Source organism: [Mycobacterium] manitobense, assembly GCF_025821665.1.
Taxonomy (GTDB): Bacteria; Actinomycetota; Actinomycetes; order Mycobacteriales; family Mycobacteriaceae; genus Mycobacterium; species Mycobacterium arseniciresistens.
The window spans coordinates 1-425 of record NZ_JACKSJ010000087.1; the positions used below are offsets into that span (position 1 = coordinate 1).

At 73.4% G+C, this 425-nt stretch carries 1 pseudogene; it reads left to right on the plus strand.

Annotated elements, in window-relative coordinates:
* Positions 1-425, plus strand: a pseudogene (locus H7I41_RS11365) (hypothetical protein); the annotation flags it as partial.

Here is a 425-nt window from a genome sequence, read left to right on the forward strand (position 1 = left end):
CAGCGTCGACTCGCCGGTGCGCGACGTTCCGTCGCGCGGCGCCGCGGCATCGCATCGCGTGAAGTTCATGGTCGCCGGCGTCGCCGTGGCGAGTGCCGGCGCACTGGCCGTCAACCCCGTGGTGGCGACCCCCGCCATGCCCACCCTGACCGACATCCGCTCGGCGGCGGCCGTCGAGCTGTCGGCGTTCGAGAACCCGCTCGAGGTGCTGGCTGCGACCATCTCCAAGACCGTCGGCCTGACCGCCGGCCTGGGCGGCGACGTCATCCAGGCCTCCGGCCAGGTGCTGCGCGGGCTCGGCAATCCGGCGCTGCACGCCGAGTTCGCGGCGTTCGTCCGCTCCACGCTGTCCAACCCGCTGGTGATCGCCGGTGAGGTCGTGCGGGCACCGTTCGATTACGGCGGCCGCCTCCTCGCCGCAGTCC